The 23,514-nt window shown below is 43.1% G+C and carries 23 protein-coding genes and 1 pseudogene; 6 read left to right on the top strand and 18 right to left on the bottom strand.

Going from position 1 to position 23,514, the window contains the following annotated elements:
• Nucleotides 1-91: 91 nt before the first annotated feature.
• Nucleotides 92-274 (top strand): annotated as a pseudogene (locus V7K46_RS17430) (FAD-dependent oxidoreductase); the annotation flags it as partial.
• A gap of 113 nt (nucleotides 275-387) precedes the next feature.
• The gene (locus V7K46_RS17425; RefSeq protein ID WP_335115222.1) at nucleotides 388-831 is read left to right on the top strand and encodes an SRPBCC family protein; all 444 of its coding nucleotides are present in this window, start codon (nucleotides 388-390) and stop codon (nucleotides 829-831) included.
• Between the two features lie 373 nt (nucleotides 832-1,204).
• Here the strand turns inward: V7K46_RS17425 and V7K46_RS17420 are convergent, their stop codons facing one another.
• From V7K46_RS17420 to V7K46_RS17405, 4 genes are all read right to left on the bottom strand, one after another.
• Complete coding sequence (locus V7K46_RS17420) at nucleotides 1,205-1,423, bottom strand: type II toxin-antitoxin system HicB family antitoxin (RefSeq protein WP_335115220.1); 219 nt, start codon at nucleotides 1,421-1,423, stop codon at nucleotides 1,205-1,207.
• Nucleotides 1,424-1,480: 57 nt separating this feature from the next.
• Nucleotides 1,481-1,717 (bottom strand): 2Fe-2S iron-sulfur cluster-binding protein, encoded by a 237-nt coding sequence (locus tag V7K46_RS17415; protein WP_069073076.1) that lies wholly within the window; start codon nucleotides 1,715-1,717, stop codon nucleotides 1,481-1,483.
• 131 nt (nucleotides 1,718-1,848) lie between these two features.
• Nucleotides 1,849-3,327 carry a cobyric acid synthase CobQ gene (gene cobQ, locus V7K46_RS17410; protein WP_335115218.1) on the bottom strand — a complete coding sequence of 493 codons (1,479 nt, stop codon included), beginning with the start codon at nucleotides 3,325-3,327 and terminating at the stop codon, nucleotides 1,849-1,851.
• 265 nt (nucleotides 3,328-3,592) lie between these two features.
• Complete coding sequence (locus V7K46_RS17405) at nucleotides 3,593-3,997, bottom strand: Npun_F0494 family protein (protein ID WP_335115216.1); 405 nt, start codon at nucleotides 3,995-3,997, stop codon at nucleotides 3,593-3,595.
• Nucleotides 3,998-4,191: 194 nt separating this feature from the next.
• Here V7K46_RS17405 and V7K46_RS17400 point away from each other — a divergent pair, with 194 nt between their 5' ends.
• Complete coding sequence (locus V7K46_RS17400) at nucleotides 4,192-4,629, top strand: peroxiredoxin (protein WP_335115214.1); 438 nt, start codon at nucleotides 4,192-4,194, stop codon at nucleotides 4,627-4,629.
• A gap of 77 nt (nucleotides 4,630-4,706) precedes the next feature.
• Here V7K46_RS17400 and V7K46_RS17395 read toward each other — a convergent pair whose 3' ends face one another.
• The 5 genes from V7K46_RS17395 to V7K46_RS17375 all read right to left on the bottom strand — a co-directional run bounded on the left by V7K46_RS17395 (nucleotide 4,707) and on the right by V7K46_RS17375 (nucleotide 10,043).
• Nucleotides 4,707-5,105: a hypothetical protein gene (locus V7K46_RS17395; RefSeq protein ID WP_335115212.1), complete on the bottom strand. Its 399-nt coding sequence runs from the start codon at nucleotides 5,103-5,105 to the stop codon at nucleotides 4,707-4,709.
• A 33-nt stretch (nucleotides 5,106-5,138) separates the two neighbouring features.
• A complete protein-coding gene (locus V7K46_RS17390) occupies nucleotides 5,139-6,026 on the bottom strand; it encodes an ABC transporter permease (RefSeq protein ID WP_335115234.1) in 888 nt (295 codons plus the stop codon).
• Between the two features lie 151 nt (nucleotides 6,027-6,177).
• Nucleotides 6,178-7,197: an ABC transporter ATP-binding protein gene (locus V7K46_RS17385; protein WP_335115211.1), complete on the bottom strand. Its 1,020-nt coding sequence runs from the start codon at nucleotides 7,195-7,197 to the stop codon at nucleotides 6,178-6,180.
• A gap of 128 nt (nucleotides 7,198-7,325) precedes the next feature.
• Nucleotides 7,326-8,303 (bottom strand): choice-of-anchor A family protein, encoded by a 978-nt coding sequence (locus tag V7K46_RS17380; protein WP_335115209.1) that lies wholly within the window; start codon nucleotides 8,301-8,303, stop codon nucleotides 7,326-7,328.
• A 204-nt stretch (nucleotides 8,304-8,507) separates the two neighbouring features.
• Nucleotides 8,508-10,043: an aminotransferase class I/II-fold pyridoxal phosphate-dependent enzyme gene (locus V7K46_RS17375; RefSeq protein ID WP_335115206.1), complete on the bottom strand. Its 1,536-nt coding sequence runs from the start codon at nucleotides 10,041-10,043 to the stop codon at nucleotides 8,508-8,510.
• A 663-nt stretch (nucleotides 10,044-10,706) separates the two neighbouring features.
• Between V7K46_RS17375 and V7K46_RS17370 the strand changes: the two genes are divergently transcribed.
• Nucleotides 10,707-11,414, top strand: coding sequence for a M15 family metallopeptidase (locus V7K46_RS17370; RefSeq protein WP_335115204.1), 708 nt, complete (start codon nucleotides 10,707-10,709; stop codon nucleotides 11,412-11,414).
• Between the two features lie 257 nt (nucleotides 11,415-11,671).
• On the opposite strand, the gene V7K46_RS17365 is transcribed toward V7K46_RS17370, so the two are convergent.
• Both V7K46_RS17365 and V7K46_RS17360 read right to left on the bottom strand, forming a co-directional pair.
• Entirely contained in the window at nucleotides 11,672-12,145 is a 474-nt protein-coding gene (locus V7K46_RS17365; protein ID WP_335115202.1) for a TspO/MBR family protein, read from the bottom strand.
• A 90-nt stretch (nucleotides 12,146-12,235) separates the two neighbouring features.
• Nucleotides 12,236-12,709 (bottom strand): TspO/MBR family protein, encoded by a 474-nt coding sequence (locus tag V7K46_RS17360; protein ID WP_335115200.1) that lies wholly within the window; start codon nucleotides 12,707-12,709, stop codon nucleotides 12,236-12,238.
• 852 nt (nucleotides 12,710-13,561) lie between these two features.
• Here V7K46_RS17360 and V7K46_RS17355 point away from each other — a divergent pair.
• On the top strand, nucleotides 13,562-13,774 hold the full coding sequence (locus V7K46_RS17355; protein ID WP_335115198.1) for a hypothetical protein: 213 nt from the start codon (nucleotides 13,562-13,564) through the stop codon (nucleotides 13,772-13,774).
• Here V7K46_RS17355 and V7K46_RS17350 read toward each other — a convergent pair.
• The 5 genes from V7K46_RS17350 to era all read right to left on the bottom strand — a co-directional run bounded on the left by V7K46_RS17350 (nucleotide 13,750) and on the right by era (nucleotide 17,747).
• The gene (locus V7K46_RS17350) at nucleotides 13,750-14,190 is read right to left on the bottom strand and encodes a hypothetical protein (RefSeq protein WP_335115196.1); all 441 of its coding nucleotides are present in this window, start codon (nucleotides 14,188-14,190) and stop codon (nucleotides 13,750-13,752) included. The genes V7K46_RS17355 and V7K46_RS17350 overlap by 25 nt on opposite strands.
• A 791-nt stretch (nucleotides 14,191-14,981) precedes the next feature.
• Nucleotides 14,982-15,455: a DUF3368 domain-containing protein gene (locus V7K46_RS17345; protein ID WP_335115194.1), complete on the bottom strand. Its 474-nt coding sequence runs from the start codon at nucleotides 15,453-15,455 to the stop codon at nucleotides 14,982-14,984.
• Entirely contained in the window at nucleotides 15,452-15,721 is a 270-nt protein-coding gene (locus tag V7K46_RS17340; RefSeq protein ID WP_335115192.1) for a UPF0175 family protein, read from the bottom strand. Before V7K46_RS17340 ends, V7K46_RS17345 begins: the two co-directional genes overlap by 4 nt.
• Before the next feature lie 110 nt (nucleotides 15,722-15,831).
• Nucleotides 15,832-16,509, bottom strand: coding sequence for a response regulator transcription factor (locus V7K46_RS17335; protein ID WP_334798043.1), 678 nt, complete (start codon nucleotides 16,507-16,509; stop codon nucleotides 15,832-15,834).
• Between the two features lie 263 nt (nucleotides 16,510-16,772).
• Nucleotides 16,773-17,747, bottom strand: coding sequence for a GTPase Era (era, locus tag V7K46_RS17330; RefSeq protein ID WP_335115190.1), 975 nt, complete (start codon nucleotides 17,745-17,747; stop codon nucleotides 16,773-16,775).
• A gap of 283 nt (nucleotides 17,748-18,030) precedes the next feature.
• Here era and V7K46_RS17325 point away from each other — a divergent pair, with 283 nt between their 5' ends.
• Nucleotides 18,031-19,113, top strand: coding sequence for an ATP-dependent 6-phosphofructokinase (locus tag V7K46_RS17325; RefSeq protein ID WP_335115232.1), 1,083 nt, complete (start codon nucleotides 18,031-18,033; stop codon nucleotides 19,111-19,113).
• 103 nt (nucleotides 19,114-19,216) lie between these two features.
• On the opposite strand, the gene V7K46_RS17320 is transcribed toward V7K46_RS17325, so the two are convergent.
• Nucleotides 19,217-20,344: a succinylglutamate desuccinylase/aspartoacylase family protein gene (locus V7K46_RS17320; RefSeq protein ID WP_335115188.1), complete on the bottom strand. Its 1,128-nt coding sequence runs from the start codon at nucleotides 20,342-20,344 to the stop codon at nucleotides 19,217-19,219.
• 534 nt (nucleotides 20,345-20,878) lie between these two features.
• A complete protein-coding gene (locus V7K46_RS17315; protein WP_335115186.1) occupies nucleotides 20,879-22,453 on the bottom strand; it encodes a hypothetical protein in 1,575 nt (524 codons plus the stop codon).
• Nucleotides 22,454-23,514 lie beyond the last annotated feature (1,061 nt).

Here is a 23,514-nt window from a genome sequence, read left to right as displayed (position 1 = left end):
AGACTATATCGACAGCATGGAAGGTGCTACTATTTCTGGACGGCGGGCAGCAAAAGTGATTTTGGAGACTTTGAAGAGATAACGTAGACACGCAGAGTCTCTCTACCGAGAAGCGCCAGGGATGGACGCCTACCGTCCCAACCAAAAAACACCGGTAGATAATTTCTTCCTTGCAGGGAGTTATACTCAGCAAGACTATATCGACAGCATGGAAGGTGCTACTATTTCTGGACGGCGGGCAGCAAAAGTGATTTTGGAGACTTTGAAGAGATAACGTAGACACGCAGTGGCTTGCCGCAGGCTACCGCAAAGGGGAGGCAGCGCGGTCTTGGGGGTCTCCCCCATGAGGGACTGCCGTCGCAAAGGACGCAAAGGAAGAAGAGAGTAATGTCAGATTGGTTAGAGCATACTGTACAGGTAGAAGTAGAGGCTCCCATAGATTTAGTCTGGAGCCTCTGGTCTGATTTGGAGCAAATGCCCCGGTGGATGAAGTGGATTGATTCGGTGAAAATTCCGCCAGATAATCCAGATATATCTCTTTGGAAATTAAAGACAGGCAGTCTAGAATTTAATTGGCAATCCCGAATTCTCAAAGTTATTCCTAACCAAATTATCCAATGGGAATCGGTTGATGGTTTGCCGAATCAGGGAGCGATTCGCTTTTACGATCGCCAGAATAGTAGCATTGTCAAAATGACCATTTCCTACGCCATCCCCGGTCTTATTGGCAAAATTATGGATAACTTGTTTTTGGGGCGGATAGTTGAATCAACAATTCAAGCTGATTTGGAAAGGTTTAAAGAATACGCGCTGAATGTTAAAGCTAATTGATAAAGATAGCAAAACAGGCAGTAGGAAATAAAGTGTAAAAGTTTCTTGCTGCCTGAAGGGAAAATATTAATTTTTTAATCGCGTGTCTTTATTACGAACAGGACTTAAGCAAACAATAGTCAAAACCCTAATTTTTAGGTAGGGGCAATTCATGAATTGCCCCTAAGTGCGTGTAGTTTTGTCTAAGTTCTAACGAAGTAGAAGTTAGAGAGTGCTTTATCTCTTCTATAGCTTGATTCAATCCTTTTATGTGAATCCAAACAAATTATTTAAAGACAAAATAACCGTGATAACACGTAAGAATACTATTTAAACCAAAATAACCCGCGATCGCGCAAATTGTTAAGCATTAGTTACAACCTAGTAAATTGCATTAACCCACTCTACTTACTGTTGGTTCTGGAAGTGGATCGCCTACAGCTTCATAAGCAATAATTAGAGACTCTAAAACTTCAATTCCATTTGCTACAGCTAACTCGTAAGTATCCCCATGAGTCCGCCAGCGTTGTCCTGGAAAATCAGGGAATCCTACTAAAAAGCAATCATCTTCTTCAGACCACGGAATAACCATTTCGTACTTAAGCTTACTCATCTTGTTTCTTCTCCTCTACTTCCTCGTCTGATATTCTGAACTTAGAGGGTTAAAAAACTACCAAGTTGGGTCGCTAAATAAATTAATCGTCAATTCCTCGCGTGGCGGTACTGCGGTGATACAAGCGCGGATGATCTCTCCATCCTCTAATTCGACGGTACAAGCGTGACAAGACCCCATGAGACAACCGGTGGGAATAAATACCCCAGCCCGGTCTGCTACATCCAAGAGGGCTTCTCCCACTTCGGCATCTACTGTGACATCATCTGGTAAAAAGCGGACACGAACAATCATCAATGTTACGCATTTAATTTAGTATTGACTTGTAAAGATTGTTCTTTGTCATTGGTCATTAATCTTTATGTAAAGACAAATGACAAATAACGAGCTTAACGAAAAAATGTGCGATTTTTATGCACTTTAGCTTAAGACAAAAATGGAGTTAAGTCTAAATGGCTTTCAACTTCAGTGGCTAAAGAATCCAAAATCTGCTCTCGTTGTTCCCGATAGTTAGCAACACCAGTGGGCAAAGATTTTAAACCCCGCTGTTGACGCAGCCGATTTAACCAAGCCCGTCGCCAAGGGCCATTGTCAAAAAGCCCGTGGAGGTAACTTCCCCACACTGATTGACAACTATCCACTAACCCTAAATTAATATCGTCAAATAGAGCATGGTAGGATTGAGGGTCTATTCCTTGCTGTTCGATGCGCGATCGCCCTTGGTGGATTTCAAAGCCATTGACTGGTAAGCCTTGTTGTGGATAATTCGAGCTAACTTGGCGCTGGCGGGCGATTTTTTGTCCTGTAATTACTGTTCTGATTGGTAAAAGATTTAACCCCTGATACCTGCCAGCTTGCCCCTCTATCCCTTCTGGATCAGCGATGATTTGACCAAGCATTTGATAGCCGCCGCAGATCCCTAAAACCGTTCCCCCAGAGGCGGCATAGTGTTGGATAGCCTCTGCCATACCGCTTTTTTGCAGCAGTAGCAAATCAGCAATTGTGGTCTTTGTACCTGGAAGAATTACGGCATCAGGATGTCCTAAATCTTGCTTAGGACTGAGGTATTTTACTGAAACTGTGCTTTCTGATTCCAGAGGGTCAAAGTCGGTGAAGTTGGCAATTCTTGGTAAGCGGATGACGGCAATGTTGAGGTCAGCTTGGGCTTTATGCGATTCACGTTCTAGCAAATCAAGAGAGTCTTCTGCTGGAAACACTTCTTGTAAGTAGGGTATAACACCGATAACAGGGATACCTGTACGTTCTTCTAACCATTTTATCCCCGGATCTAAAAGCGATCGCTGTCCTCGAAACTTGTTAATTACTACACCCTTAATTAAGGCGCGTTCATCCGGTTCCAATAACTCTAGGGTTCCTACTACATGGGCAAAAGCACCACCCCGATCAATATCAACTACTAACATGGTTGGCGCATTCAAATATTTTGCTACCCGCATATTAGTTAAGTCTCGGTGCTTAAGGTTAATCTCTGCTGGGCTACCGGCACCTTCACAAACCACCAAGTCAAATTCTGTTCCTAAATGCTGTAGCGATTCTTCAATTGTCCGCCACCCCAGGTCAAAATATTGCTCGTAGTAATCTGAGGCATTCACTTTACCCACAGACCTACCTTTGATAATTACTTGGGAAGTCATATCCCCTTGAGGTTTGAGTAAAATTGGGTTCATTTCTACCCAAGGCACAACTCCCGCCGCCCAAGCTTGTACTGCTTGGGCATAGCCAATTTCTCCACCACTAGCAGTGACATAAGCATTTAAAGCCATATTTTGACCTTTAAAAGGAGTCACCCGCCAGCCACGCCGCGACAAAATGCGACAAATAGCTGTAGTTAAAAGTGATTTCCCTGCATGGGATGTTGTCCCCACCACCATAATTGATTTCATAATTGCTATCACTTAGTTTTTAAAAATACAGGGCTAAATTTTAGGAGGGAAGAAGATACGGGGAAACGCGGACACGGAGAGAGAATTTGATAATTTCTTGGCGTCAGAGCGTCTCTTCCTCTCCCTGTCTCGCTTTTTTACTCCCTACCAGCCCGATCACAAATTTCAATTAGATGATTATGGTAAAGACTTCATGAATCGGTGTGATGTTTCCGTATATATTGTTCCCTTTGATTCCCTAATCCTAACTCTTTGGTTTTTTATTCTAAAAGGGTATCCGTAACCAACGAATTACAGCATCGGATAAACGATCGCTCCATGAAGGAGTCCGCCAATTTTTTCCCTGGTATTGTTCTACTAACTGACGTCCCAAGGGAGTCAGGCGAAAACTATCTGTAATCCCCTGACCATCGACTTCTCGCCGCAATACACCCACTTGGATCAGCCAGCCCAAGGCGTTGTCACATGCTAATTCTGACAAAGGGCGCTTAGTATAACCCTGCTTGAGTCCATTTTCCAGAGTGATCGCACTTACTGACACACTCTGGTGTACCATCACTTCAAATAAAGATAGATTAAAGGGTGAACACACTAGCGAGCGCTCGGCTCTTTCTACTGTGCTTCGAGGATAGACAAAAATATTTGGGTTTTGGGAATCAACAGCAGGCATTGTGTATGAGGAGAAATTTTTCTTCTAATAAAGATTAATTTCAGACTATATTTTTTCTTGTATCAGCTACCTGATTTAACCAAAATTAGTTACCTCAAGTATAGTTATGCTATTTTTCAGTAATTATATTTAATCATTATAAATTAATGTAAAATTTCAAGTGCATCAACAATCTGAAACAGGAAAAGTTAATTATGCCTCTAGCAGTTGGTACGGATGCACCTGCATTTACCGCCAAAGATACAACCGGCAACACAGTTTCGTTAGCTGATTTTGCCGGCAAGACGGTCGTTTTGTATTTTTACCCCAAAGATGACACGCCCGGCTGCACCAAACAAGCCTGTAGTTTTCGGGATGCCCAAGCTCAATATCAAGGTAAAGATGTTGTAATCTTGGGAGTCAGTGCTGATGATGAAGTTTCCCATCAGGCATTCACCCAAAAATATAATTTGAATTTTCCCCTACTGGCTGACACCGACAAATCCCTCATCAAAGCTTTTGATGTGGATGGTGGCGGTTATGCCAAGCGCGTCACTTACGTAATTGACCCTAGCGGCAAAATTACCCATGTTGACGCTAATGTAAATACCACCAACCATGCTAGCGATATTTTAGCTGCACTTGGGCTGTAGTTTTTTAGCTGATAACTAAGGATTTTTTAAATAGTTTCAGCCCCAAGCCTTAAAAGCTTGGGGTTCTTTGTTTGAATTCAGTTACCTGATGGTGGTGTAATTGATTGTGGTGTAATCACTGGTTGTGTAACCGCTGGCAAACCAGGGGTTGCTTGTTGTTGTTGACCTCGAATTAGTCTTTGTTGCCTTGCTTTAAAGGCTGCTGCTGCTGAGTTTAGTTGTTCGTTCTGTTGGTTAGAATCCCAATTGAGAGTCCCGAAATTTGCCCGATGAATCAGGTCAAACATGTTGAAATTGTCTGAGTTTGAACGGGAGAACGGATCGGTATTTTGGTCTGTTGTAGTAGTACTGGGAAAAGCATCCGTTGGGCTGCTGATTTGAGCCGAACTTGGTTGAGCCATCAGCAAGGAAGCAAAGCTAATTCCTGCCACAGTAGCCACAAAGAGTCTAGGAATTTGTAAAAATGGTTTTTTCATGGGGTTTTGACCCTAAAATTTCTCTATTTTATCTTAAGCAAGAGTCCGCCGCAGTTGGGGTTGAATACTCACTAAGGCGACTAGGGCAAAGCCAAACAATACTAGCAACGCTCCCCCAAAGGTAACATCGCCCCAAGGAGCCTGCATCACTATACTACCTAGTCCCCAACTACTGTGGAGATATAGATAGCGAATTGGTTCGATCGCATAACTGAGAGGATTCAGAGTAGCCACAACCTGCAACCACTGAGGCATGAAGGATAGAGGAGCCAAAGCAGTACTAGCAAACAATAATGGTAGGTTAGTGACAAAAATCACTGCAATAAGTTCAATGTGTCCCGGTAAGGCGAAAGCCAAGCCGAGGGAAATGGCTGTCACGCCCAAAGCTAAGAGCAAGACAATTAGAGCGATCGCACTTAAACCAGTTACATCTGGTAGTCCAGCGCCCAAAAACGCTGCTGCCGCTACAATCACCGCTGCTTGCAGCAAACTTTGGCTGATGATAAAGATTGCCGAAGCAAAAACAATGGAAAACCGCGATGCTAATGGTGCTACCAGTAAACGATTCAAAAAGCCGAACTCGCGGTCAAACATCACGGGTAAACCAGCATTCAGCGCCCCAGCAAAGGCTGTAAACACAATTATACCGGCAGCCAAAAATTGACCATAATTTGTTGTATTGCCATATATACCCTTGGGAGCATTTTGGAACAAAGCACCAAATAGCACTAACCACATTACTGGCTGAATAATTCCGGCAACCAATGTGGAGGGACGGCGTTGCAACTGAATAAACAAGCGACGAGTTAAAGCCAACGTCTCTTGTACCAATTCACCGAAAAAGTTAGGTGCAGCATTAACGTCAACTTGCGGCGATGCTAGCGGCTGCCAATTTATATCAGATTTAGGAGTAACACTCATAGCAATTTTGGATTTTGGATTTTGGATTTTGGATTTTAGGGGATGGGGAGTTTTGAGCGCCCAGTGCTGAGTGGGGAATCTCACTTTTTTACTCGGAACTCGGAACTGTTTTGTCCAATGCCCAATGCCCCACGCCCCATTCACCATGCCCCTATCTCATATTCTGCTTTTTCTCAGCCTTGGGATCGCGGGTGGCAACTGCTGCGAGTTCTGCATCCATCAGTGTACGTCCTGTAGCGGCGAGGTAAACGTCATCGAGGCTGGGGCGAGATTGGGCAATGCCAAAAATTGGCAAGCCAGCGGTATTCAGCGCTTGCTGTATGTTAATCAGAACATCATTCTGTGGTGTCACCACCAAGTTAAGAGAATTACCTTGAGCGCTGTTGATGATGACTTCTTGCACAAATGGCAAAGGTTGTAGGAGGTTTTTAGCAATTTCTGCTTCCTGAATGGGGGAAAACTCGCGGATTCGCAAGGTGATGCGATCGCCCCCTACTTGATCTTTTAATTGTGAAGGTGTACCAGCGGCGATCACAACGCCCCGATCTATAATTGCCACGCGATCGGCTAGGGCATCAATTTCTTCTAGATAATGGCTGGTAATTACTACCGTTGTCCCAGAGGCGCGTAATTTCCGCAGGAAATCCCATACCACAAAACGAGTCTCTATGTCAAGTCCTACAGTTGGCTCATCCAACACCAAAACATCGGGTGCATGGAGCAACCCAGCAGCCAAGTCTAGGCGCTTGCGTAAACCGCCAGAGTAGGTTCCTGTTTTTTTATTAGCGTATTCTTGCAAACCGAGTAAATCTAATACCGTCTCAATGCGCTGTTTGGCGATCGCGCTTGGAAGGTGATAAAGTGCTGCTTGCAATTGCAGGAGTTCTTTTCCAGTCAGCACCTTATCTATAGCAACTTCCTGAGCAACATAGCCTAGTCGTTGTCTTGCCACTCTCGGATTATTTAACACAGAGATGCCAGATACTTCGATTTTGCCAGCATCCGGTGTGGTGAGTGTACACAAGGCACGCAAGGTAGTAGTTTTACCAGCACCGTTGGGGCCAAGTAAACCAAAGATTTCTCCTGATTCTACCTGAAAGGAAACATCCTGAACGGCGACCACTGTACCGTAACGTTTTTGCAGATTTTGAATTAAAACGGCGGGAGCCATGACAGCTTTTCCCCAACTATACAAATCTCAATAAAGTCTATCTTTATTGTAGAAGGTAGGGAGCAAGGAAAGAGCGCATGAGCGAAAATCTCTAAACAAGTTCGCGCCATGCTGCCAAAAGTTTATGATTATTCTGGGCAAGTTGCTTGATTGCGTTTGTGGCGAAATAAACCAAATACTACAGCAATTAATCCTAAACCTGGAACATTTGCAGGCTCTGGAACCTGAGTCCGGATGACAGGTGGAGTGTAGTACTTAGTTGGGACATCCGGCAGATCGCCATTAAACAGATAGTTGTGAGACTCCCCATTTCCTGTCAAAGAAGCTACCACCACATTGCCGTTAGCTTGACCATTATTGAAATTGAAATTAGCCAAAGGAGCAAGAATACTACCTAGTATGCTAATCCCACTGGCAGTTATGTTTGTCGCTTCATAGAAGTTGTAGATCACCTTTTGTTTATCTGTACCAAGGATATTGAACCCAAAGTTTTGCAGCGATACATCCTTACCGCTGATATTGACTACAACAGTCGAATTTGCATCCCCACTGATTTCAAAAGAGTTTGCCTTGGAGACAGATGATCCTGCAAGATTAAAAACATTGAAGGCAGTACCACTACCTTTAAGATTAATACCACCCCAAGATTGAACTGTTGTTTTACCAGTAGGAGTTAAGGTTGCCAAATATTGAGATAGACCTCGCAATTGTTTCCCTGCTTCATTGAAGTCGATGGGTTTACCCTTCTTGAGAGTTCCCTGTGGAAATCCCACATTGCTGGACACATTGGCGGTACCTCCGTAGACAGCATTACCGTGGTAGACTTGACTGCTGCTCAGAGTTAAGTTTTGTCCAGCTACTACTACGTTGCTGCTATTGCCAGAAAGTTTGCTTCCGAGTCCGCCGACGAAATTCACGTTACCGCCAGCAGCAAGTTTTCCTTCAATATCTGTAGATTTTTGAGTGATATCTCCTAAGACAAATACATTGTAATCAGAGGCAGCACCTAACTCAACTGCATTCGCTTTTGCTGAGAAACCTAGCGCTAGTGTGACTAGAATTGGAGCTGCTACTACTCCCCAAACATAATAAGTTTTTAATTTCATGTTCTGATTTATGAATTATCAACAACATCCTATGGGTATAAATTAAAGATGGCATTAGTCTGGTAGCTATTTTCATTGAATTTTTATACTTGTTTAATTTAGTGTATAGTTTTACCTTAATTAACCCTTTAACCGCACATTTACTGTTGACTATATCAATTAACTTTTTATCAACAAAAACTCAGTAATTATGACGTTAGGACGTTATTTCAAAACTTTTAAAGTTTTGAGGCTAGTATCAGCAGAACCACTGATAAATCCCCCCTTTGCCTGGATTTGTTGTAGGTAATCAAGGACAGGTTTAGTGATTATTTCTCCCGGCATTAACACAGGAATTCCTGGGGGATAGGGACAGACGATTTCTGCACAGATGCGATCGCTTGTCTGTATCAAAGGTAGTATTTCAGTGACAGCAAAAAAAGCTTCACGGGGAGAGAAATGTAATGCCGGACTTAGTGTACTAACAAAATCTTGCCAAAGATGGCTTTTAATATTCAAGTTGGTTCGGCGATATTCTTTGGCAAAAGTGGTAAAATCTTGCACTAATTGCTCAATATCGGCTGGGGTGTTGCCCAAACTAATGATAAAAGTAAGGTGTTGCAGTGAGGCGAATTCAGCAGTGACAGCAAATTTTTCATCGAGAATTTCATCTGCTTCAAATCCGGTTAAGCCTAAACCAGAAACAGTGACAGTTAGTCGCGTTTTATCTAAAGCCACAAAGCCGGGAGATCCCCCCAGCCCTACGGACAGTCGCCTCAATGGCGGGAATCTCTGCACGGTACTGTCCTCCACTTTATAAGCAGGGCTAGGAATCTCTAAGATATATAATCCAGGAATTTGACTGATTTTTGTTCTAGCTTCATCAGCAAGTTGTAAAGTGCGAGACATCAGCATTTTTCCATAGAGTGCCATTTGCTGACGTGCTGCATCTAAAGAAGCTAAAAGTAAATAACTAGGACTGGTAGACTGGACGAGTTGCAAAGCTTTACTAATGCGATCGCAATCTATCCTATTACCTTGAACGTGCAGCATTGATGCTTGTGTGATCGCACCGAGTACTTTGTGGATGGATTGTACAGTTAAATCTGCACCTGCGGCTAAGGCTGGAGTGGGTAATTCTGGATGAAAGGCAAAGTGGGCGCCATGTGCCTCATCTACAAGTAGAGGGATATTGTATTGATGAGTAATATTGGCGATCGCATTCAAATCTCCGCAAACACCGTAATATGTTGGGTAAACCGTCAACACTGCTTTGGCGTCTGGATGTTGTTGGAGTGCAAATTGTACAGCATTAGGCGTGATGCTGTGGGCAATATCTAAAACTGGATCATATTCAGGATTGAGAAAAATTGGTATGGCACCGGAGAGAATTAAACCAGCGATCGCAGAAGAATGTACATTGCGAGGCAGAATGATTTTATCGCCAGTGCTACAGGTAGCGAGAATTGCCGCTTCAATCCCACAAGTAGAACCATTAACAAGAAACCATGTTTGCGAAGCGCCAAATGCCTCAGCTGCTAGTTGTTGTGCTTCTTGAATAACGCCTTGGGGTGCAAAGAGATTATCTAAATCTGCTAATTCGGTTAAATCAGCACGAAAGACAGCTTTGCCAAATAAATCAACCAGGGGTTGAGAAATTCCCTCACCTTGTTTATGTCCTGGCGTGTAAAAAGGCGCATGAGGTCTTGCTGCATTGGCTTTTAAGGCGTCTAATAAGGGCGTTTGGTTTTGATTAAGCATTTTTGAAAAAACGAACCGTCAATGATACAATTTGAAGTTTTTTAGGGCATATTCATAGACGATAAAATTACCCAAAACTAGATGTGGTTTAGCTTAGGAATAAAAGATTAAATAACATACAATTTATGTCCCTGACTTACCTCACCCTCAATCCCTCTCCTTATAAAGGAGAGGGAAGCAAGATAGAGGATGAAGTTTTGCATTTTATTTAATCCATGTTCCTTAATGCACATTGCAAGGCAGAATGATTTTATCGCCCATGCCACAGGTAGCGAGAATTAAATTTGGCAATACCTCACAATGCCAATGCGGCGGCTGCAATGTTAATGCGTCTCCTCACAATGTTAATGCGTCCCCTCACAATGTTAATGCGTCCCCTTACAATGTTAATGCGTCTCCTCACAATGCCAATGCGGCGGCTGCAATGTTAATGCGTCCCCTCACAATGTCAATGCGGCGGCTGCAATGTTAATGCGTCCCCTGACAATGCCAATGCGTTCCTCTGCATTAAAAACGCTACGTTTTTACGCAAAATACTTACTCCCCTTAAAAAGCGGGGAACTTGAAAGCCCCCTTTTTAAGGGGGTTGGGGGATCTCTTCTGCGTAAGTCTTAAGAATGCTATGCTTGCGTTAAAATCTGTAAGTCCTGCGTGGCTAACTAGATGAGGCCCTATTATCAAATCCCGATTTTTGAGTGTGGTGAACCGGTAATGGCGATTCCTTTAGAATTGTTTGCGGTGGAATCTCCCCATCCTTATGAAAAGTTAGGTGCGCCTTATGGTGAACATTCCCCTTATTATCTCCGTCAAAGCGTTATTGAAAATTTGCTTCAAGCGCAAAATTACCTTGATGTTCTGCATCCTAATTGGCGTATCCAAATCTTTGATGCCTATCGCCCGATCGCAGTCCAGCAGTTTATGGTAGATTACAGCTTCGCGCAAGCAGTTAGGGAGAGGGGACTGACTGAGGTGGAGTTATCGCCAAACCAACGCCAAGAGATTTGGGAAGCGGTTTATGAAATTTGGGCTGTACCGAGTTTGGATGAAAAAACCCCCCCTCCTCACAGTACTGGTGCGGTGGTGGATGTGACGCTAGTTGATGATGCAGGGCAAATAGTGAATATGGGTTCACCGATTGATGAAATGTCCGAGCGATCGCATCCAGATTATTATGCCAATAGTGACCACTCAGAAGCACAACAGTATCATGCTCACCGTCGGTTGTTGCAAGATGTAATGTTAAAAGCTGGCTTTCAACGCAATCCTAAAGAGTGGTGGCATTTTTCTGTTGGCGATCAAATGTGGGCTTGGCTGAATAATCAATCCAATCCGGTTAATCCTGTTACTGCACGTTATGGGCGGCTTGCATAGATGTGTGAATTGCTTCACGCATTCAAAATGAAACGAATGCAATCACAGCAGGCTAGTACCGCAAGGCAAAGTCAAAAGTCAAAAGTCAAAAGTACTATGGAATAAGCTCTTTAGGGCTTTTCAATGGTCTGCTTATTTACACCGTGCTGTACTAGTACAGCGGACGTGTAAATCCACCTACCATCTCAATTAACAAGACTTGGGGCTTAACTTGAGGCAAAATCCCCTTGTTAAAGTTAGGCAAACTTCCCCCACTACTATGCATCTTGAGGATTTTGCTCCTTTAACTCGTCGGTGGTGTAAGTACCAATGGGAGTCCATACTAGATAAGGAAGGAGTAATAACGCCGCTAGTCCAGAAATTGGCAAAACGCAGATTGCAAGGATAACGGCTGAAACTAAACCTATTAACCCAAGAATTTCCCCAATTTTGAGACTGCGAAACCTCAGCATTACAGGTATGTAGGCGACGGTGATAATTTCCACTAGGACGTACAAAGCCATTAGTAGCCAAATAATTAGGCTTCCTGGGCTTTTTTCCCAGACAATATAAGCTGAAGCTGCACCACAAACAAAAATCACAGTCCAGATAAACGGAATCAGCGGCTCAAAAACTAGCCAGCGAGGGCGACGTAACTGTGCAAACCATTTGACATCACGTGGCGTGATTAAGAAACTACCAAGGCCGATGAAGAAAGTTACAGCCCCAATTATTATCCAAGATGGAATCATAATGCACTCAAGTTTTGTGTATTTTGTCAAGTCATACACTGCAAGTTTGACAATTTAGGGCGTAGCTTGAATCATTCGCTGGTACGATTCTTAGGCATCTTGAGGATTGAGACTAACCATTTGCCAAGTGGTATAAGTACCAATGGGACTCCAGAGCAAATAAGGAACTAGTAACAGTGCTGCCCAACTAGAAATACTTAAGGCTGCAAGTATCAATAAAACACAAATGAGAAAACCTGTGCCGCCAAGAACTGTACCCACTTTCAGACTGCGAAGCTTAAACATTACAGGTGTATAGGCAATGGTCACAATTTCTAAAAGCAAGTATAAACCCATGATTAACCAGGTTGGGGTGCTTCTTGGGTCTTTTTCCCAGATAATATAAGCTGACCAAGCACCGCAAATAAATATTACAGTCCAAATAATTGGAATTGCACCCTCAAAAGTTAGCCATCTCGGTCGTTGTAAGCGCTTGAACCATTGGCGATCGCTAGGCGTAATCACGTTAGCTGCTAAGGCAACCAAGAAAGCCACACCCCCAATCACCATCCAAGATTTAATCATGACCGTTAGTCCTTATACAAGCGCTATCTATCGCTTAATATCACTCTTTATAGTGTGATTTTGTCAATTTAATTGCTAATTACTCATCATCCCTGAGTTTGATACCTTCAAATCGTTTGGCAGGATTTTAATTTATGGGTATTGCGAGTTGGGCATTGGGCATTGGTTATTAATTATTCTCGTCTGCCTCTGTGCCCATTTATTCCCCGGATGTTGAGGTGATTATGTCTAGCGGTGGGGATATGGGGCTAGCCCTTTCAAGGTGACTCGAAAAATCTCGTTTTTTCTCTCTGCGCTACGGGCAGTTTGCTCAAGTCGGGAAACCCGCCCACGCAACTGCCCTCCTCTGTGCCTCTGTGGTTTAAAAGTAATTTATCTAACTACAGAGCCGGAGAGAACACAGAGGTAAGAAGTTAAAAAGAGGTTTTTTGACTAACATTTTTACCCACCTTGAAAGGGCTAGGATATGGGGCGAACTGTGGAAATATTCTTGTAAATAGGAAAGATAAGGCAATTAGATTCAATGGTAGTTTATATGCAAACTGAATCAGAAGCGCGATCGCTAAGTAAATTTTAACGAGTGTTTAAACTCCGTGAATGAGTCTTTAATACTCGTGAATGAGTCTTTGAACTCCGTTAACGAGTCTTTGATACTCGTGAATGAGTCTTTGAACTCCGTTAACGAGTGTTTGAACTCCGTTAACGAGTCTTTGATACTCGTGAACGAGTCTTTGAACTTCGTTAACGAGTCTTTGATACTCGTGAATGAGTCTTTGAACTCCGTTAACGAGTCTTTGATACTCGTGAACGAGTGTTTTAACTCCGTTAATGAGTCTTTGATACTCGTGAACAATGATTCAGAATCTAAACAAGAGAGGCGAAACGACGGCATTTAAACTTTTACAGGCGGTTCCCAAGTATATAAAAGATTTCTTGATAAAACTAGGTTATACGATCGCTACCGCAATGGAGGCGATCACACCACGATTTCTGAACCCTACGGGATCTTGCTACAGCATGACATTTTACCAGTTCAGCTTTTATGAGCCGACAGTGACGGTGTAAGATAACACAAAGGGCTTGAAACTAGCTCCAGATTTTGGAGTACCGCTTAACTCCAATTCATAAGCTCCTACTTTGGGAAATACGATCTCGGCTCCGGGAATGTTTTTATATTGCTTGGTTGATACATTATGTAAACTGGGCTTTAGCAATGGGGTATCAGTTTCGCTGTGAGGTTGAGGGTAGACAGCCAACTGACAGTTACATTGTGTCAGGGGGATTACTCGCCCGCCTTTACGGGTGAGGACAATCCAAGCTTGAGCGGTTTTGCCAGCTTGAGGATTGTCATTGGGTTCAATATGCAGCATCCCGCCTACGTCTTGTGACACCTTTTCGGTGTGGGCATTAACTGGTGTAGCAATCAGAACCGAAATTAATAATAGCCATCCCAAATTCTTTTCTAGGGTAAAGTGGAACATAGAGTTTCAAAGAGTAAGCGAAGTAGACCAGGTTGACTGGGGAAAGGCAATTAAAGGAAAATTCAAAGATTTTTGATGTTATTTTTCCACCAGTATTTAGGAACGATAATTTTAAAAGAATAGTTGTGTCAAAAGACAACCTGTCAAACTTTGCCCGAAAATTCTTTACCAACTACTAAGGCTTAATCCCAACTAAAAACTTGTTGACTTCTGAACTTACTACCTAAATATCTAACTTAAAGGCTCATTAACTTATTACTTATGATAGTTACTAAAACTCATCTGCATGTGTAAAGGTAAATATATTTACTAACTGAGGTTTAAAGCATGGATTCGACAGGTAAAGTTCTAATTGTGAACTCGTCCTGGTATCTTCCAATGCCATTGAAAGAGTATACAATGAGCCGAGTGACTGCCTACTTTTATAACGATGGGTGGATTCCAATTAAATATTGTTTTTTGGAGAAGGCAATTGTGCTTCACCAGAAGGCAAAACTAGAAGGCAAGGAAATTTTATTATTTCCTGCTGATGTAAACCCGAATGAATTCTCAAACTCTTTTAACTAAAATGGATTGAGGTAGACTATTTTTCCAAAATATTGGCAACAAATGAATCGGCTAGAGAGGCGTACATATATATGTACGCCTCTACTTGTAAATGGGATTAAAAATTCGTGCGAACTTGAAAGCCAAAGGTGCGGCAGATGGGCGAGTTGATCAAATTTCTATAGCGCAGGTGTGAAAGCGCCTTGCAGCCGCAAGTGATATGGAACCAAGAATATTAAGAGTTTCTAAGAGTGCTTATCTAACAACTTCTCATACAAACTGTCAGAGACCCAGAAGGATGTAGATTGAAGGCTTTGAACAACAATAGGTAGATCAATGAGTTTCATAGTCGCAGCTTGATCCAGAATTCCGAGGATGCCTGTGATGATAAACCCTCTTTCTTTAGCGGTGCGACGCGCCTTCATTTCGTCTAGCAGGAGTAAATCTGCATTCAGTTCTTGGGCTAAAAGAATGGCTTCACGTTCTCCGGGATCGAGTAGCTCGACAATTTCATCTGAAGGTTGACTGACAACTTGAATTTTGAGCCAAGTGGGTGGAGTCGCAATCCAGGCTTGGACAGATGGTGGAGCGGATGCATTGGATAGTTCGCTATGGACTGCCAGGGGAATGATGATTTGCCCGAACAATTCGGCTAAAAGATTAATGTGCCCAATCAGGATCAAGTAGTTGATTGGAGAAGTATTGGAAACAATAATCATTGTGTGCCTAAAACGCTGCGGATGTTTTGAACATCTTGTTTCAGGTCGTCTTCAGTGTAAGGCAAGTAGGCTTTTTCACGCTTGAGAAATTCGTAGGTTTCCCAACGGGAACAAAAGTTGAGCATTCGGCGAACTTCAGCTGCTCCAATGTGACCTTGGCGATAGCTGTCAGCCGCAATAAGTTCCAAAATTCGACGAGAAATGTTGGCGGGTTCGAGTTGCAGTTGATTAACAATGTTGTCAGGGAGTTCTATTAAAATATGCATTGGTTATTCTTTTAAAGATGTTGAACATTTGCCATTGCAAAAGCACCTTGAAATATTTACACGAAGGGCAAGGAGGAAAGAGGAAGGGCGAAAGGTAAAAGTTCTAGTAATTAAACCAACCCAGAACGGAGTGCCACAACTGCTGCTTGCACGCGATCGTCTACTGCTAATTTATTCATTATCCCTCGGACATGAGTTTTGATGGTGTTAGGACTGAGATACAGTTTTGCGGCAATTTCTGGGTTACTCAAGCCGTCTACCATGAGTTTCAACACTTCTAACTCGCGCCCAGATAAGTTGGCGTTGTTGCTGGTGGGTGAGGGCGGTTTGAGATTATCAATTACTCGCCGCGCAATTTGAGGATCGAGATAGGCTGCACCATCAACTGCGGCTGCGATCGCACTTAACAATCGTTCCACACTTGCACCTTTGATGCAATATGCATCTGCACCGCTAGACAGTGCAGCAATAATTTCTGTCTCCGTTTGATGAGATGTCAGCATCACCACATGAGTTGCTGGCAGCGCCGCCTTAATTTGCTGTGTCGCTGCAATGCCGTCCAATCGCGGCAACCCAATATCCATAACCACCAAATCAGGTTTCAGTTGCAGTGCTGCTTGGACTCCCAAATAACCATCTTCTGCTTGTCCAACAATCTCCAACTGAGGATGAGCCATTAACGATTGCTCTAATCCTAGTTGCATCATCGGATCATCTTCGACAATTAACACGCGCAACGGCGGAGCATTGATTGGTAAATTTAAGGGATAGCGAGTATCTAAAGACATTTTTATTAGTTAGGAGTTAGGAGTCTTTTATCTGACTTTTCACGTCATCTGGAAACCTCACTTCCATTCCTCTCCCCTTCTAGGGGAGAGGCTTTGAATTCTTCCCCCTTCCCTACAAGGGAAGGGGGTAGGGGGTTAGGTTTCGCGTTGGTTTTTTCAGATAAGGTGAAAAGTCACTGTCTTTATATCAGTTGTTTCGTCTTTTTTACCTGCCAATGACCAATGACCAATGACTAATGACTAATGACCAATGACTAACTTTTCTATTCTTCCACGCGATAGCCTAACTCTGCTAAAGTGATCCGCGACTGTCGCCATTTCGGCTGGACTTTGACAAACAATTCTAAGTAAACTTTACCAGCGATTAACTTTTGGATTTGTTCACGAGCTTCACTACCAATCGCTTTGAGCATCGCTCCGCCTTTGCCAATGAGTATGCCTTTTTGGGAATCGCGCTCAACGTTGATGGTAGCAAGTACACGGGTGATGCTGGGAGTTTCTTCTACTAAGTCAATCGCGATCGCTACTGAATGGGGTACTTCTTCACGAGTCGATAATAAAATTTGTTCTCGGATCAATTCGCCCATAATAAAGCGCTCTGGCTGGTCAGTTACCAAGTCTGGAGGATAGTATAATGGCCCAATTTCTAAATGTTCAATTAATAATTCTTGAAGTTGCGGTAATCCTGCATTAGTCTTGGCAGAAAATTTCACGATTCTCCATTCATGGGACTTGGCCATCTGGGCGTAACTATCATCCAGAAACTGAGAATCCGCGGGTTGTTGGTCGATTTTGTTCGCACCCACAATTATCGGTGTTTTGCTGCGACTGAGCAAATCGGCAATATAGCGATCGCCTGCACCACATGCCACCGCTCCATCTACCACAAATAGCACTACATCTACCGATTCAATCGCAATTTTGGCATTTTGTACCAAAACTTCCCCCAATTGATGATGGGGCTTATGAATTCCTGGCGTATCTACAAATATTAACTGCGCCTCTGGTGTAGTTAATATACCGCGCAAACGGTTACGTGTTGTTTGTGCTACAGGGGAAGTTATGGCAATCTTTTGTCCTACCAATTGATTCATTAAAGTAGATTTACCGACATTAGGACGACCAACAATGCCGATAAAACCTGATTTAAATTCAGGAGGAGCCTGTGGGATTGTTACTTCTCCTGAAAAAGAGAAGTTGTAATTATCAATACTAGTCACCTTTGGCTCCACCCTCATATTTTACAGCTGGGATAACTTGATTTTTTCTTAGACACAAAACAAGCATAAAATCACCCTGGCATTTTTAGGGATTGTTTTTGCCGAGGTTTAATCTACTACTGGCTCTACACTTAATATTTTACAGCTGAGATAACTTTGTTTTGTTTTTAGATACAAAACAAACATAAAATTACTTTGGCATTTACAGAGAAGATTTTTGAAACGGTTTAATCTGCTGCTAACTTTGGCTTAAATTTCATCGACTACTCAATATATTTGGATCAAAATGTCAATAAAAGATATCGGAGAACGCAAACGCATAGGAATTCTTACCAGTGGAGGTGATTGTTCTGGCTTAAATGCTGTGATTAGGGCTGTAGTAAATTGTGCTGTGAATACCTACGGCTGGGAGGTTTTGGGAATTCGGCAAGCGACTCTAGGATTAATGGCGCGTCCGCCACAATTCACCAAGTTGGAAATTGATCAAGTTGACTCGCTATTAACTGCGGGTGGCACAATGTTGGGGACAACCAATAAAGGCGACCCTTTTGCTTTTCCAATGGCGGATGGAAGTTTATGCGATCGCTCCGAAGAAATTATTGCAGGTTATCATGAACTAGGTTTAGACGCTTTGATTGGGATTGGCGGCGATGGTAGTTTGGCAATTCTGCGTCGCCTCGCCCAACAAGGCGGCATTAATCTAGTTGGTATTCCTAAAACAATTGATAATGATATTGGCGTTACTGAACATGCCATCGGTTTTGATACAGCAGTCAATATTGCCACGGAAGCACTAGATCGGTTACATTTTACTGCTGCAAGTCATAGCCGAGTGATGATTTTGGAAGTAATGGGGCGTGATGCCGGACACATAGCAATAGCTGCGGGAATTGCGGGGGGAGCAAATGTAATTTTAATTCCAGAAATCCCTTACACAGTTGAGCATATTTGCCACAAAATCAAAGAACGCCAAGAGAAAGGCAAAAACTATTGTTTGATTATTGTTTCCGAAGCGGTTCGTACCCACGATGGGGAAAATGTGACGATAACAAATCGCTTAGGTCAATCTCGATACGGTGGAATTGGCGAGTATTTAGCAGATAAAATTATTGAACACATTGGTGTAGAAACGCGAGTTACAGTTTTAGGACACATTCAACGGGGTGGAACTGCTTCACCACTAGATAGATTAGTTGCAACTGCTTTTGGCGTTGCGGCGGTTAATCTAATTGCCGAAGATAAATACGATCGCATGGTGACTTGGCAAAATCGCCAAGTATTAAGTGTACCAATTACAGAAGCGATCGCTCAATATAGCGCCGTCGATCCGAATGGTACTTTAGTTAAAACCGCTCGTGGTATGGGTATTTATTTAGGTGACTGAAGTGAGTGAGGAGTTAAAAAACTCATAACTCCTGTACAGACGCGATTAATCGCGTCTCTACTCCCAACTCCTGTACAGACGCGATTAATCGCGTCTCTACCTCTTAACTAACAATTCCTAATACAAATTCGCCTTCATTCACAGCTTGATTGGTTGCGACATCATAAACCAATCCATCTTGTTGAGCGCAGACATCAATTACACTGGGTAACTTACCATCTTTATTAAAACTGAGAATTTGATACAGTTTTTCTCCAGCTTTTACTGAACTACCTAATTTTATTCTGGATTGAATCATGCCACCTGCGATCGCATAATATTTTTTCCTGTTGCTACTAGATACAAAAGTCATTTCATGGGTTTTTGTATCATCCAATAAATCAGGAATTTGCAGTACACCTTTTTGTGCTAAATAGTTTTTTACACCCCGTACACCTTTGGCGACTGAATCAGGGTTCATTTGCATTCCTGTTCCTAATTCCAGTGTCCAAGCTTCCACATCAAACTTGATTTCTCTACCCAACTGTTTAAAAGAAGCTTCCAGTGCTAACCAAGGTTTGATAAAAGCTTCATCAAAAGCATCACCATCGTATTTATCAAGTAAAATTCCGAAATCAAGCAGGAAGTATTTTGCACTGTCTTCTCGATTTCGGAAGTAATAAATGTAGTCTAACGCTTGATTTGTAGAACTATGTAAGTCAATTAAGTAGTCTGCATCTAAACTCAAATCTTGTAGTTTATAGCCAAAAAGCTCAGTGTATGGTAATGCACTAGGAGAATTAATTTTTTCTAATTTTTTCGCAAATTTTTGCTTAATTATAGTTAGATAATTCTGTCGAATGACCTCTAGATCGATATGAAGTTGAGATTTAGTAAAAGCTACTAAATTATCAGCTTCTTTCTCGTAGTCCCAAAATATGCGATTCCAGTCTTTGGCTTCGTAAATGCAATATCGTCCAGGGGAAAAATGATGAGCGCGTTCATTCGTCCCCATTGGATTACAAACGGGAACTAGCCAAATTTCTCCAGTTAAATCTGTATCATTTATTGTTGATAAAAACTCAATTAGCTGGTGAATAACGGCATTACCAGCAATTTCTGCACCGTGCAGGTTAGATTGAATGTAAACCTTCTTACCAGGTTGAGCGCCGATGAATTTGTATAGTTGTAAGGATAGGCGATCGCCCGAAGCCATTTGACGTAAAGCAATACTTTCAATAACTGGCAGCATAAGAGAATTCAGTGATAATTTGAGTAAATTATGGCTGTATCTGTACCGAATTAAAAGCCACGTAAACCCAAATCATACCAAGTATCTTTGTAGGGTGTGTTATGCCGTTCGCTTTTAGCGTTCCCGCACCCCTGTTCTTACAGCTATTTTCAGGCAATTGAACCACAGATTTTTGTAGGGGCACGGCATTGCCGTGCCCCTACCCCGTGGTTTATTTACTTGAAAAATGCTGTAAGCAAGCTACACGTAATCTCTCCCTCAAGAGAAGGCTAGGCTAATGCACCAAATTATCTATGCGGACAGTCTTTGATAGTAATGGTGGGTTACGACGAAGGTGTAATCCACCCTATATTTACAAATATCCCCACTGTACTAAACAAATATTGGAAATTAGCTATGCTCAATTTCTATTGTTAGTCAAACAAGAGAAATTGAGACATAAAGAGCGACAAGCTGAGGCAGAACCTCAGAAAGTTCGGATCAACTCAATTAAACACTCATGGGTTAAAACAGGAGATAGAGGAATTAACAAACTCATGCCCCGTTTGCCAAAGTGCTGTAGCAAAAAGAGCTATCTGCAAAGATAAATTTCTCAAAACCAGTCGTAGAGAAACTAATGGTGTTTCCATTGTTATTGAAACTAATGTTGGCACTTTCAAGGGTATTACCAGAAATAACACCAGATACAATCACTTGGGAGCGTTTGAAAGCGCCCAAATCCAAGGTATCAAAACCTTTACCACCATCAACACTCGCTTCCCCAAATCCTTTGAAATAGTCATTCCCAGTGCCCAGATCAATCTTGATCCCGCCACCGATAGAGACTTTTTGTTGAACTCCATCTAGGATACTGGTGGCGATAAGAGAGTCATTCCCATCGCCAGTCTTGATGATTCCTTGTCCATAAATGCCATAGGCAGTAGCACCAATTGTTGAAGATGCCTGTCCGGTAAGTTTGTCAGAACCCTCGCCCGTATCAATGACTCCATCGTTGAAGATGCCATAGCTGGTGGCGTTTTTTTCAGAACTGTTCCCATAACCAATAATCGTGTCGTTGCCCCACCCTGTAGTAATGGTGGCGTCTTTAGTGTTTTGGATGCCGATTCCAGCAGTAGTACCGCGATAGCCGATGCCGCCAGTACCAGTGCCAGTGATCGTGTCTTCTCCGTCTCCGGTATCCAGTTTCTTACTGTTAGTGATACCAGTTCCAGTACCGCCACCGCCGTTGCTGTAAAACCCACTGGCGCCGTTGCCGCCAGTACCTGTGCCAGTGATCGTGTCTTTTCCTGAGCCTGTATTAATACTGCCACTGTTAGCGATGCCGATTCCAGTAGCGCCGCTGCCGCCGCTGTCGCCGACGACGCCGCTGCCGCCAGTACCTGTGCCAGTGATCGTGTCATCTCCGTCTCCAGTATCCAGTTGCTTACTGTTAGTGATACCAGTTCCAGTACCGCCACCGCCCCCGTCTCTGCCGCCGTCGCTGCCCCTGCCTATGCCAGTGATCGTGTCGTTTCCATCTCCTGTATTAATACTGCTACTGTTAGCGATGCCTGTCCCAGTACCGCCGCTGCCACCCACGAAACCCCCACCACCTGTGCCGCCAGTAGCGGTGCCGGCGATCGCGTCGTTTCCATCTCCTGCATTAATACTGCCACTGTTAGTGATGCCGATTGCATTACCAGCATTGCCGGCGTAGAAACCCGAACCACCACTGCCGCCAGTAGCGGTGCCGGTGATCGTGTCGTTTCCCGAACCTGCATTAATACCGCCACTGTTAGCGATGCCTGTCCCAAAAGCACCATTGCCGCTGTCATTGGGACCGCCACTGCCACTGCCGCCGTTGCCTGTGCCAGCGATCGCGTCGTTTCCATCTCCTGCATCAATACTGCCACTGTTAGCGATGCCTGTCCCAGAAGCACCGTCGCTGCCTTCAAAGCCGTTATTGCCAGTAGCGATGCCAGTGATCGTGTCTATTCCTGAAAGTGTACGAATGGAGCCTCCAGTTAAAATATCAATACCAATTGCCGGTGATGCATTTAACTGTTCTCCGATTAAAGTATCCGCACCCCCGGTGCCGATGAAATTGGGTGGAACGTTTAGTCTAGGCATGAGCAAAATCCTCTTAATTAGGTTAGTACGGTAGCGAAAGCTGATTCAAATGACCAGTTTCTCAAACAAATTTCCAGAATCCTTTCTCCAAGAGCTATTCAATCATTGAATAGCTTTTGGAGAAGTCAGTTAAAGTAATGTTGTTCCAACAAAATAATCAGAATTTCAGGGCATTAAACCCATCCAACAATAGATGCGTAGGTCTAGCCCGCACTTCTCTACGTTCGCGCAGCGTGTCGCAGACAGACGCTGCGCGTAGCTTTCTTCCACGTTCGCGCTAGCGTCTCCGAAGGAGAAGTGGTACGACATACGGCGTTGCTGAATCATCTGATGATTTCGCCCAATTTGGAACGAATTATCAATGCTTTCAAGCACCGATTCATCCTGCATTTATGCAACGCCCGACATACTTCGACTACGCCCTTCTCTACGAGAGGCTTCGCCAACGGCTACACTCAGGACAAGCTCAGTACAAGAAGCTCAGTGACCACCGCAGACATCGCAGAAATATGAATTTTTCTGCGTTCAACTAGTACAGGTCGGCGTCAGTTTGCTTACCTTTAGCAAGAGGATTTTGCCCCAAGGCTTGTTATATTGAGGTAGTATCTGGATTTACGCCGTGCTGTACTTGTAGATCATCTAACAGGCTGATAGACATTTCCATAATCTGGAAATGACCTATGCACCTTACAAGGAAAGAAAATTTGATTACTTTCTCTAAGTATAATTACCACTAGTTCAGTACTTAATACAATCTATCTTTAGATATATAAAATATATATCTAAAGACTCAGCCGGAAATTTACAACTCAGTCTATAGAAGGCTTTTGACGGCGGACTATAATATGTCTTCAATTAACCTAGCAATAAGGGTTTGACATAGTTGATGAGAGTTTAGTGCGGGATGGGCTAGTACCGCAAGGCGGAAGTCACGCATTCACGCATTCAAAATGCTTTAATTTTAGGCTTTCTGGCTGTTTTAAAAGGTAGGTTTATTTTTGCCGATCTGTACTAAGTTGATTCAGATCCCTGATTTGTTCAAGAAGTTGAGGATCTCGCAG

Origin of the sequence: Nostoc sp., assembly GCF_036917395.1 — a bacterium.
GTDB lineage: Bacteria > Cyanobacteriota > Cyanobacteriia > Cyanobacteriales > Nostocaceae > Nostoc.
This window is presented reverse-complemented; position numbering and strand designations above follow the sequence as displayed.

Coding starts and splice junctions, on each gene's coding strand:
- V7K46_RS17425 (WP_335115222.1), top strand. CDS start 388: ATGTCAGATTGGTTAGAGCATACTGTACAGGTAGAAGTAGAGGCTCCC.
- V7K46_RS17420 (WP_335115220.1), bottom strand. CDS start 1,423: ATGAGTAAGCTTAAGTACGAAATGGTTATTCCGTGGTCTGAAGAAGAT.
- V7K46_RS17415 (WP_069073076.1), bottom strand. CDS start 1,717: ATGATTGTTCGTGTCCGCTTTTTACCAGATGATGTCACAGTAGATGCC.
- cobQ (WP_335115218.1), bottom strand. CDS start 3,327: ATGAAATCAATTATGGTGGTGGGGACAACATCCCATGCAGGGAAATCA.
- V7K46_RS17405 (WP_335115216.1), bottom strand. CDS start 3,997: ATGCCTGCTGTTGATTCCCAAAACCCAAATATTTTTGTCTATCCTCGA.
- V7K46_RS17400 (WP_335115214.1), top strand. CDS start 4,192: ATGCCTCTAGCAGTTGGTACGGATGCACCTGCATTTACCGCCAAAGAT.
- V7K46_RS17395 (WP_335115212.1), bottom strand. CDS start 5,105: ATGAAAAAACCATTTTTACAAATTCCTAGACTCTTTGTGGCTACTGTG.
- V7K46_RS17390 (WP_335115234.1), bottom strand. CDS start 6,026: ATGAGTGTTACTCCTAAATCTGATATAAATTGGCAGCCGCTAGCATCG.
- V7K46_RS17385 (WP_335115211.1), bottom strand. CDS start 7,197: ATGGCTCCCGCCGTTTTAATTCAAAATCTGCAAAAACGTTACGGTACA.
- V7K46_RS17380 (WP_335115209.1), bottom strand. CDS start 8,303: ATGAAATTAAAAACTTATTATGTTTGGGGAGTAGTAGCAGCTCCAATT.
- V7K46_RS17375 (WP_335115206.1), bottom strand. CDS start 10,043: ATGCTTAATCAAAACCAAACGCCCTTATTAGACGCCTTAAAAGCCAAT.
- V7K46_RS17370 (WP_335115204.1), top strand. CDS start 10,707: ATGAGGCCCTATTATCAAATCCCGATTTTTGAGTGTGGTGAACCGGTA.
- V7K46_RS17365 (WP_335115202.1), bottom strand. CDS start 12,145: ATGATTCCATCTTGGATAATAATTGGGGCTGTAACTTTCTTCATCGGC.
- V7K46_RS17360 (WP_335115200.1), bottom strand. CDS start 12,709: ATGATTAAATCTTGGATGGTGATTGGGGGTGTGGCTTTCTTGGTTGCC.
- V7K46_RS17355 (WP_335115198.1), top strand. CDS start 13,562: ATGATTCAGAATCTAAACAAGAGAGGCGAAACGACGGCATTTAAACTT.
- V7K46_RS17350 (WP_335115196.1), bottom strand. CDS start 14,190: ATGTTCCACTTTACCCTAGAAAAGAATTTGGGATGGCTATTATTAATT.
- V7K46_RS17345 (WP_335115194.1), bottom strand. CDS start 15,455: ATGATTATTGTTTCCAATACTTCTCCAATCAACTACTTGATCCTGATT.
- V7K46_RS17340 (WP_335115192.1), bottom strand. CDS start 15,721: ATGCATATTTTAATAGAACTCCCTGACAACATTGTTAATCAACTGCAA.
- V7K46_RS17335 (WP_334798043.1), bottom strand. CDS start 16,509: ATGTCTTTAGATACTCGCTATCCCTTAAATTTACCAATCAATGCTCCG.
- era (WP_335115190.1), bottom strand. CDS start 17,747: ATGAGGGTGGAGCCAAAGGTGACTAGTATTGATAATTACAACTTCTCT.
- V7K46_RS17320 (WP_335115188.1), bottom strand. CDS start 20,344: ATGCTGCCAGTTATTGAAAGTATTGCTTTACGTCAAATGGCTTCGGGC.
- V7K46_RS17315 (WP_335115186.1), bottom strand. CDS start 22,453: ATGCCTAGACTAAACGTTCCACCCAATTTCATCGGCACCGGGGGTGCG.